This is a genomic window from Geomonas sp. (assembly GCF_056994735.1).
Genome location: NZ_JBXKJL010000135.1, coordinates 18524 through 27474, shown reverse-complemented (window position 1 = coordinate 27474; position 8951 = coordinate 18524). Strand labels below are relative to the sequence as shown.

General features: G+C 64.6%; 8 protein-coding genes. 1 reads left to right on the top strand and 7 read right to left on the bottom strand.

Annotated features, from left to right (window positions below; translation table 11 throughout):
- The first annotated feature begins 408 nt into the window (after window positions 1-408).
- Entirely contained in the window at window positions 409-2658 is a 2250-nt protein-coding gene (locus AC11W3_RS06760; RefSeq protein ID WP_484092695.1) for a vitamin B12-dependent ribonucleotide reductase, read from the top strand.
- A gap of 104 nt (window positions 2659-2762) precedes the next feature.
- Here AC11W3_RS06760 and AC11W3_RS06755 read toward each other — a convergent pair whose 3' ends face one another.
- The 7 genes from AC11W3_RS06755 to AC11W3_RS06725 are packed head-to-tail and all read right to left on the bottom strand — an operon-like array spanning window position 2763 to window position 8265.
- Window positions 2763-3620, bottom strand: coding sequence for a triphosphoribosyl-dephospho-CoA synthase (locus tag AC11W3_RS06755; protein WP_484092694.1), 858 nt, complete (start codon window positions 3618-3620; stop codon window positions 2763-2765).
- Window positions 3610-4104, bottom strand: a complete 495-nt coding sequence (locus AC11W3_RS06750; protein WP_484088344.1) for a citrate lyase holo-[acyl-carrier protein] synthase — start codon at window positions 4102-4104, stop codon at window positions 3610-3612. Before AC11W3_RS06750 ends, AC11W3_RS06755 begins: the two co-directional genes overlap by 11 nt.
- Window positions 4079-5617: a citrate lyase subunit alpha gene (gene citF / locus AC11W3_RS06745; protein WP_484092693.1), complete on the bottom strand. Its 1539-nt coding sequence runs from the start codon at window positions 5615-5617 to the stop codon at window positions 4079-4081. The genes AC11W3_RS06750 and citF overlap by 26 nt, the downstream gene beginning before the upstream one ends.
- On the bottom strand, window positions 5604-6524 hold the full coding sequence (locus AC11W3_RS06740; RefSeq protein ID WP_484092692.1) for an HpcH/HpaI aldolase/citrate lyase family protein: 921 nt from the start codon (window positions 6522-6524) through the stop codon (window positions 5604-5606). Before AC11W3_RS06740 ends, citF begins: the two co-directional genes overlap by 14 nt.
- Window positions 6524-7000: a PPC domain-containing DNA-binding protein gene (locus AC11W3_RS06735; protein WP_484088341.1), complete on the bottom strand. Its 477-nt coding sequence runs from the start codon at window positions 6998-7000 to the stop codon at window positions 6524-6526. Before AC11W3_RS06735 ends, AC11W3_RS06740 begins: the two co-directional genes overlap by 1 nt.
- Entirely contained in the window at window positions 7001-7264 is a 264-nt protein-coding gene (citD, locus tag AC11W3_RS06730) for a citrate lyase acyl carrier protein (RefSeq protein ID WP_484088340.1), read from the bottom strand.
- Complete coding sequence (locus AC11W3_RS06725; RefSeq protein ID WP_484088339.1) at window positions 7261-8265, bottom strand: [citrate (pro-3S)-lyase] ligase; 1005 nt, start codon at window positions 8263-8265, stop codon at window positions 7261-7263. The genes citD and AC11W3_RS06725 overlap by 4 nt, the downstream gene beginning before the upstream one ends.
- Between the last annotated feature and the right edge of the window lie 686 nt (window positions 8266-8951).

The following is an 8951-nucleotide window of genomic DNA, read 5'->3' as shown; positions in this document are numbered from 1 at the left end:
GGCGGCATCCCCGGTCCCTGGACGGATAAGCGATGCCCGGTGCCTCCCGCGCATCTGAGATTCAGTACCGAGCTTCGATGCCGAGCGCCAAGATGGCGACCGCTCGTCTTGTCCGACCAGTGGTTCCGAAGCGCAAGAAAGCCCCGCCGCCTCGAGGGCTGCGGGGCTTCTTTGCGTCGCGACGAGATGCCGCAAGCCCGAGGTGAGGTCGGCCTTCGGTCGCCGCTTCGGCGGTCCGAAGTGCCGTCGGGCGCCATCTGCCGACCGCTCGTCCGATGACCGCAAGGGACCGTTGACGCACTAGATATGGATGTCTAGACTGAGGCAGCCGCAAGATGTTGTACCCGCACCGCCTCGGTCCAATCGGGGTGGTGTTGTCGTCAGAGGATCATGAGAGGGGACTGCTCCATGCCGGATGTCGCAGGTAAGACGGGGTACTCGAGGGCGATCGACGAGATCCTGACGCCCAACTCGGTGAAGGTCCTTCAGAAACGCTACCTGCGCAAGGACGAGGACGGCAACGCCGTCGAGACGCCGTCCGACATGTTCGTGCGCGTCGCCGAGAACATCGCCTCAGCCGAGCGCTCCTTTGGCGCCGACGACACCCGCGTCGCTGAGGTCGCCCAGGACTTCTACGAGCTGATGACCTCCCTCGCCTTCCTGCCGAACTCCCCCACGCTCATGAACGCCGGGCGCGAGCTGCAGCAGCTGTCGGCGTGCTTCGTCCTGCCGGTCGCGGACTCGATGGAGTCGATCTTCACGGCAGTGCGCGACACCGCGCTCATCCACAAGTCGGGCGGCGGGACCGGCTTCTCGTTCTCGCGTCTGCGTCCGGGCGGCGACCAGGTCAAGTCCACCCAGGGTGTCTCCTCGGGCCCGGTCTCGTTCATGCGCGTCTTCAACCAGGCCACCGAGGCGGTCAAGCAGGGAGGCACCCGCCGCGGAGCCAACATGGGAGTGTTGCGCGTGGACCATCCCGACGTCCTCGAGTTCATCAAGTGCAAGGCCGACGGGGACTTCGCGAACTTCAACATCTCGGTGGCTCTCACGGAGAAGTTCATGGAGGCCGTCAAGGCGGGTACGGAGTACGACCTCATCAACCCGCGTGACAAGGCGGTCGTGGGCCAGCTCGACGCGCGCGAAGTCTACGACCTCATCGTCGAGATGGCGTGGGCCACCGGCGACCCCGGCATCATCTTCATCGACCGGATGAACCGCGATACCCCCACGCCCCGCCTTGGCGAGATCGAGTCGACCAACCCCTGCGGCGAGCAGCCGCTGCTGCCGTACGAGTCCTGCAACCTCGGCTCCATCAACCTGGGGAAGATGGTGATCCACGGCCGGGTGAACTGGGAGAGGCTGAAGGAAGTAGTGCACCTCGCCGTCCACTTCCTGGACAACGTCATCGAGGTGAACAACTATCCCCTCGAGCAGATCGACAAGATGACCCGCTCCAACCGCAAGATCGGTCTGGGCGTCATGGGCTGGGCCGACATGCTGATCATGCTGGGCATCCCCTACGACTCCGACGAAGCCATCGCCCTGGGCGAGCAGGTGATGAAGTTCATCGACGACGAGGGCAAGGCCGCCTCCCGCCAGCTGGCCAAGACCCGCGGAGCGTTCCCCAACTTCAAGGGTTCGATCTACGACAGGCCGGGCGCCGAGCCGGTGCGTAACGCCACCGTGACCACCATCGCCCCGACCGGGACCATCTCCATCATCGCCAACGCCTCCAGCGGCGTCGAGCCCCTCTTCGCGGTCTCCTACGTGCGCCAGGTGATGGACAAGAACATCCTGGTCGAAGTCAACCCGCACTTCGAGCGGCTCGCCAAGGCCGAAGGGTTCTACAGCGAGGAGCTCATGCAGCGGATCGCCGAGCACGGCACCGTCCACGGCATCAGCGAGATCCCCGAGTCGGTCCGTGAGCTCTTCGTCACCGCCCACGACATCACCCCGGAAGTGCACATCAGCATGCAGGCCGCCTTCCAGCGCTACACCGACAACGCCGTCAGCAAGACCGTGAACTTCCCCAACGACGCCACCATGGAGGACGTGGAGAAGGTCTACCGCCTCGCCTACGAGACCAACTGCAAGGGCGTGACCATCTACCGTGACGGCTCCCGCGACGAACAGGTCCTTTCCACCGGGAAGAAGGAAGAGCCGAAGGCAGCCCCTGCGCTGACCCACGAGGAGAAGCGGGCCATCAAGCGCGAGCGTCCCAAGGCGCTCAAAGGCTGGACCTACCAGATGCAGACCGGCTGCGGGCCGCTGTACATCACCATCAACGAAGACAGCAACGGGCTCTTCGAAGTCTTCACCACCATGGGCAAAGCCGGCGGCTGCGCAGCCTCCCAGTGCGAGGCCATCGGCAGGATGGTATCGCTGGCCTGGAGAAGCGGAGTGCAGGCCAAGTCCGTAGTGAAGCAGCTCCTGGGCATCTCCTGCCACTCCCCGAGCGGCTTCGGCGACAACAAGGTGTTGTCCTGCTCCGACGCCGTGGCCAAGGCGATCCAGAGCCACCTCACGATCACCGGCGTCACCGATATAATCGAAGCCCCCGCCTTCGACAAAGGCGCCTGTCCCGAGTGTGGCGGCGTAGTAGAGCACGAAGGCGGCTGCGCCGTCTGCCGCGTCTGCGGCTACTCGGAGTGTGCCTAGCGGTCCGAGTGGATAAAGAGAGGATGTAAGACACAAAAAGCCCCCAGCAGAAGATGCTGGGGGCTTTTTGCTCTGCAAGGGGCGAGGCATCGGGGTCGGAAGTTCTAGGGCGTGGGTACCCCGGCGAACTCACCGGTGTGGCTTAGCCAGGCGAAGGAGAGGGCCAGCATGTCGGCCACCCCCCCCATGGTGAGGTTGCGCTCCACGTAGTGGGCGTTACGCCGGGTGAGATATGCGAAGAAGTCCTCCCGGCAGGCCACCAGCCGCTCAAGCTCCATGCCGTCCCGCCTCAGAGTCCTGAGCCCTTCCCTGCCGCAGCGGTGCAGGGCTGTGGTATCCTCGACTGTCTGCATCAGGCGCCCCAGCATGGCAAAGGCGGCGCTCCCCCTGTTGCCGCCGGCCGCGATCTCGCCCCGGAAGGCGGGTAGCGCCTGCTCGAAGAGGCCGGGGAGGCCGGCGAGCGCCTCCGCCTTGATGCCTCCGGCCTTGAAGCGGGTGCGCGCCCGACTGCCGTTACTGTGCCAGCACTCTTTCGGCGAGAAAAACCGCAGCGCCAGATCGGCGATGGCCTCGCGAAGGAGTGCCTCGTCCTGGGCCGGTGTCTGCGCGCTCGCCGAAAGGAGCAGGCCGCTCAGGAAGATGTAGCCCCGGTGGCAGTTGGTCCCGAATCTTTCCAGCATGGAGCTCTCGGCCGCGGCGCCAAGCCGCACCTGGGTCGCCAGACTCTCCCCCCGGCTCAGGGCGACGCTTAGCTGGCGCAGGTAGCTGGAGACGATCTGCAAGGACTCCTCCATCAGGGGCACCGAGAGGTCCTGGTGCGAGCCGCTATCGCAAAGGTCGACGAGCCCGGGCTTGGGCGTCAGGTAGAGCTCCATGAAGCCCCCCCTCACCAGGTCCAGTGCCAGTTGTTCCAGGTCGCAAGTCGCCGGCTCCGCCGCCCGCGTGTTGTTTTCAGAGCGCATCAATCACCGCCTGTGTCTTTGTCTTCAGTGCCTCGCTGCTGTGACGCCCGGCGCGGATGCAGGCGACGGCTGGCTCCGGGCAGAGCAGGCAGCTTCTGGGGGAAAGTCCCAGCCCGGAGCGGTCCAACACCCGGCCTGAGAGATCGAAAATGTCCAGGTCCAGCAGCCGTCCGGCGGGGTCTCGAGCCTCCACCTCCATGGCCCGACGCTTTGCCTCCGCGGGGTCCAGCTGCGAGCGATACAGCCCGAACGGGCCGAGTGCGTCCGAGCCGCGCAGCACGGGGAGCACTGGAAGGTCCGCGAAGAGCTCCTCTTCTCCCCACTGGAAGAGCCGGCGGGCCCGCTCGCCCCCCTTCTCGTCCCCCGGCAGGTTCAGGCTCAGCATGAGGACGGTCGGTGAAGGGGCGGGAAACATGGCGTCCAGAAGCTTCTGGCGCTGGTCGCGCGCCTCTAAAAGACTATTCCTTAACTCGGCGTACCACATCGATTATGCTCCCGTCCCGGTATTCGATCAGCGCCACTACCTCGTCCCCGAACTGCAGCGGGCGCGGCGTCCCGGTTATTTTGCAGATTTCCCGCTGCAGATCCCCGATCTCCTTCACGGGGAGCTTCCTGCGGATCAGCTCCTCCTTGAGCTCGGGGTGCTGCCCGTTCACGGCGATGCCGCGCTCCGTAACCACCACGCCGATGGTTTCACCGGGGGTGGTTACGGTGGTGACCCGGTCCCTCACGATGGGGAGCCGGCCCCTGATCGAGGGAGCCACGATGATGGAGAGCTTGGCGCCGGCCGCGGTGTCGGAGTGCCCGCCGGTGTTGTGCAGCAGGTAGCCGTTCGATTCCGTGTTCACGTTGACGTTGAAGTCGCAGTCCACTTCGGTGGCCCCCAGGATCACGCAGTCGAGCCGGTTCACCACGGCCCCCGCGTTGAAGGGGTTGGCGTACAGGTCGGCGCCGATCTCCTGGTGCGCCCGGTTCCTCCCGATGGAGCGGACCGCCTCCTGGTCGAAGCACTGCACGTCCATGAGCGAGGAAAAGAGCCCCTCCTCCAGCATGCCGACGAAGTAGCCGGTGATCCCGCCGCAGCCGAAGCTCCCACGAATGCCGCCCCGGCGCATGGCCGCCCGCATCTTGTCCGCCACCGCAAGCGAGATCCCGCCGCTGCCGGTCTGGAAGGAGAACCCATCCTTGAGAAGTCCCGAGGCCTCGATGACCTGAGAGGCGTAGGCCGCGATCTGCAGCCCCACCGGATCGGTGGTGACCCTCGTGGTGGTGGAAACGATCTTTTCCGGGTCCCCGAGCCGCTCCACCTGGACCACGTAGTCCACCAGGGTCTGCGGGATGCCGATCGGGACCGCCGGGTAGGGGACCAGGTTGTCGGTGACGGCGATGACGCAGGATGCGTGCAGGGCGTCGCTTTGGGCGTAGCCCAGGCTGCCGCAGGCCGAGGGGCCGGAGTAGCCGTTCATGTTGCCGTAGGCGTCGCAGCAGGGCGCCGCTATGAAGGCGGCGTCGATGCGGACCGACCCCTCCATGACGGCGCGCGCCCGGCCGCCGTGGGAGCGCACCACGATCGGGCACTCCAGCTCGCCCCGGCTGGCCAGTTCACCGATCAGGCCGTTCACCCCGCACTGGAAGCCGGCGATGACACCGCTTCGGATGTGTGGGATGATCTCGGCATGCACCGGGTGCACCGAGGAGGAGGCGATCCAGATCCCCCTGAGCCCCATGCGGGCGATCTCGGCGACCACGGCGTTCAACAGGTGGTCGCCGTTTCGCAGGGCATGGTGGGTGGAGATGGTCATGCCGTCGCGTAAGCCGCTCGCCTCGATCGCCTCCCGAAGCGAGCCGAGCACCTTCCCGGCGCCCGGGTTCACCCTCCTGAGCGCCCTGGTGGCGACGTTTCCGGAAGGGGAACGCGAGAAAGGGTCCCGGTAACCGGCAAGCCGCATGCCGGCGTAGCTCTCCGGTATCTCCCTGCCAAGGCTATTGAGCGCCATGTATCGCCTCCTCGTCGATCAGGGTGTCCACCATGCCGTGGGCGTAGGCCGTCCGCAGCACCCGCGCAGCCCGCTTCACCACCGGGGCGTCCACCATCTTCCCTCCCAGCGAGATCACCCCGGTCCCCAAAAGGCGCGCCCGCTGGATGGCCTCGATGACCTGCAGGGCGTAATCGACCTCCTGCTGTTTGGGGGCGAAGACCTCGTGCACCACCTCGATCTGGCGCGGGTTCACCAGGCACTTGCCGGTGTAACCGAGGCGCTTGGCGAGCTCGGTCTCGGCGCGCAGCCCCTCCATGTCCCCCACGTCCGCGAAGATGGTGTCGATGGCCTGGATCCCCGCGGCCTTGGCGGCCCAGAGCACCCGGGTGCGGGCGTTGAAAAGCTCCTCGCCCCCCTTGGTGCGCTCGATCTCCATGCTGGCTGTGTAGTCCTCGGCCCCGAAGGCGAGCGCGAAGATGCGCTGGGAGCTGTTGGCTATGCCGACCGCGTTGATGACGCCGAGGGCGCTCTCGAGCGACGGGAGCACGCCGAAGCGCCCGATCTCCAGCTCGAGCTCCTCCTCGAACTCGGTCAAGAGCGTGTCGAGGCGCTCCACGATCTCGGGGGTGTCAGCCTTGGGGAGCCTTATGCCGTCGGGAAGCGCCGGGAGCACAACCTTGAGGTCCTCGTAGCCCCAGCGGCTGTCGAGCGGGTTGATCCGCACCAGGAGCTCCTTGTTACGGTCGCTGTAGTTCAAAAGGAAGTGCTTGACCAGGTGGCGGGCGGCGTCCTTCTCGCTCATCGGGACGGCGTCCTCGAGATCGATGATGACGGCGTCGCAGTTGAAGATATGGATGTTCTGCAGCATGGAGGGCATGTTGCCCGGGACGTACAAGAGCGAGCGCCTCAGCGTGGAGTCGGGCATCAGGCACCCCCTTCGTCGATGTAGATGGTCGGGATGCCGCCTACCTTGGAGACGTGGCGCTCGACCCCCTCGACGTTCAACTCGGTCAGCACGATCTCGCAGGTGGCGAAGACCTCGGCCTCGTAGAGGTGGCCGCCGATGACCTCGCCGGAGGACTTGGAGGCCAGGATGTGGAAGTGGCAGTCCAGTAGGTCGGTTTCTCCCGGGACGATATTCCCCTGCAGCCCCAGAAGCTCCAACGGCCCCTCGATCTCGTGAATGGTGATCCGCGGCGTGGTGATCGGGAGCCTGGCGCCGGTCTTGATGCCGCGCAGCTTCACGTTCTTCACGCTCCCCAGGGCCGAGACGATGGCTGCATAGCGCACGTCGGCCAGGTGGGCGAACTGCAAGAGCCGCGTGGTGAGGCTCTCGCCCGGGGTGATCTTGATGATGAAGCGCCTCGCCTGGGAGCATTCCTTGTACCAGAGTCCTTCCATCTATGCCTCCGCCGCCCGCAGGATGGCCGTTTCCAGCCTCGCCTCGATGGCGTAGTCGAGCGCGCCGCGGTCGGTGATCCTGACCTCGCCCGCCTCGATGCCGTGCCGCGCCAGCACCAGGTCCACCCTGGCCCGGATCAGCTCCCCGAACTGCTTCAGCACCGTCGACTCTATGGTCACGGTGAGCTCTTCGGCCGGTGCCAGCACCACCATGAGGTCGCTGGACTGCATGGTCCCCGCCTGCACCTTCCTCATTATCTTCATGCCCTGTCCTCCCCGGTATCCCAGATGCGTCTCCCCTCGCGCGAAAGGAGGAACCTCATGGTGCTTTGCGGCACCAGTTCCGAAACCCCGCGGGTATCGCCGCGGCAGAGCCTATCCCGAACCATCGAGGCGCTGATGGCCGCGCCACGGGCGTCCAGCCGCTCCAGCTCCGTCACCGCGATCCCGAAATCCGGCAGGATCCTGTGCATGGCGGCGTTGTAGCGCGCGGTGGTACTGCAGAGCGGCTCGCTGCCGACGAAGCGCGTCGTTATCTGAAAGAAGGGGGCGATGCGGCCGGCGAAGAGCAGCAGGTCCAACTCCATCTGTATCTCCGCGCCGGGGTCGCCGTCCTTCAGGAAATAGGTCGGGAAGGTGACGCTGGAGACCGCATAGCAGGAGGTGTCCAGAAGCGTCACGTTGGTGAGGTCGCAGGTCCCTTCCCGCGCCATCCTGAAGCGGTACTCGAAGGGGAAAAGAGAGCGCTCCTCCCGCACCACGAAGAGGTAGAGCCGATCGACGCGGCGTGCGGCCTCCTCGACGAGGTAGCGGTGCCCCAGCGTGAAGGGGTTGCAGTTGGCGACGATGGCCCCGTTGGTTCCCGGGGCAACCAGTTCCTGGTGGCGCGCCAGGTAGCGTCCGAGTCCGTCTCCGTACTCAAGGAGCGCGCTTTTGCCCGAGGAGGCCAAAAGGGTGAAGTTGAGCGCCTCGAAGCTGGTCGCCTGGGCCGGGGCGGTGAAGACGAAGAAGGAGTCGAGACCCTCTTGGAAGCCGCGCCCCACCAGTTCGGTCACCACCTGGTCAAGCAGTGTCCCCCCCTGGTGCTCCCGCGCGACAGCGAGCATCTTCAGCACGCGACCAGCCCTGGCTCCGGCGGCGACCATGCGCCCGGCCTCGAAGATGCCGACCAGGTCGTCATAGGGGGGCTCGAAAGAGAGGCCGCTTCCCTCGATGAGAGCCCGCGCCTGCCGCACGTCGTCCGTTGAGAAGAGTGAGGTCACCATGGTGAGGAGCGTACCACCGTTCAGGGCTAAACGAAATCATGTATACCATGTTTCCTGCGGTTCCACCTCGACAGCGTCGACAGAGCGTCGACAGGGACGTTGTTAAAAATTTAAGATTCTAATACTGCAACCCTCAAAAACCTGGGGCAAGGCAGGAAGTAGAGAACAGGTTCCGCCGATCAGCAATCAGCGAGGGATGCGGTCAACACCCTGCACCGCGAGGGGACGTTGTTTTGGTTGACTTACTCCAAGAAATCAACTAAATGAGAAATGCCGTCCATTTCATCGCTCGACAAAAGAAGACGGCGTTCTGCAGCAATACAACCAGCACATTCTATGTTTGCAAGGAGCACGATAATGAGTTTGGCATCACAGTGTAAATTTTTTGGTCACGTCATCCCGGTTGAAAAGGCTTTGGCTGTAAGAGATGCGGCTTTGCCAGAACAGAAAGACTCCCTTCCTTTTGAGTGTGTAAAATGCGGGAAGCGGGTTCGACCACGGATTGCCGGAGACAAGTGGGTTGCGCACTTTGTGCACCTGAGCGAGAGCCCTGAATGTGATTTCACCGAGGCACCTTTACTGTATTGATCAAGTGCGATCATCAGAGGGCAGAGGGGAAGGTAGAGGAGGACCCCTTTTTTACCTAGTAGTGGCGGGTTGTTTTCAGAAAACGATTTGATAACCTT

Coding starts and splice junctions, on each gene's coding strand:
- citD (WP_484088340.1), bottom strand. CDS start 7,264: ATGAAGATAATGAGGAAGGTGCAGGCGGGGACCATGCAGTCCAGCGAC.
- citF (WP_484092693.1), bottom strand. CDS start 5,617: ATGGCGCTCAATAGCCTTGGCAGGGAGATACCGGAGAGCTACGCCGGC.
- AC11W3_RS06725 (WP_484088339.1), bottom strand. CDS start 8,265: ATGGTGACCTCACTCTTCTCAACGGACGACGTGCGGCAGGCGCGGGCT.
- AC11W3_RS06755 (WP_484092694.1), bottom strand. CDS start 3,620: ATGCGCTCTGAAAACAACACGCGGGCGGCGGAGCCGGCGACTTGCGAC.
- AC11W3_RS06750 (WP_484088344.1), bottom strand. CDS start 4,104: ATGTGGTACGCCGAGTTAAGGAATAGTCTTTTAGAGGCGCGCGACCAG.
- AC11W3_RS06735 (WP_484088341.1), bottom strand. CDS start 7,000: ATGGAAGGACTCTGGTACAAGGAATGCTCCCAGGCGAGGCGCTTCATC.
- AC11W3_RS06760 (WP_484092695.1), top strand. CDS start 409: ATGCCGGATGTCGCAGGTAAGACGGGGTACTCGAGGGCGATCGACGAG.
- AC11W3_RS06740 (WP_484092692.1), bottom strand. CDS start 6,524: ATGCCCGACTCCACGCTGAGGCGCTCGCTCTTGTACGTCCCGGGCAAC.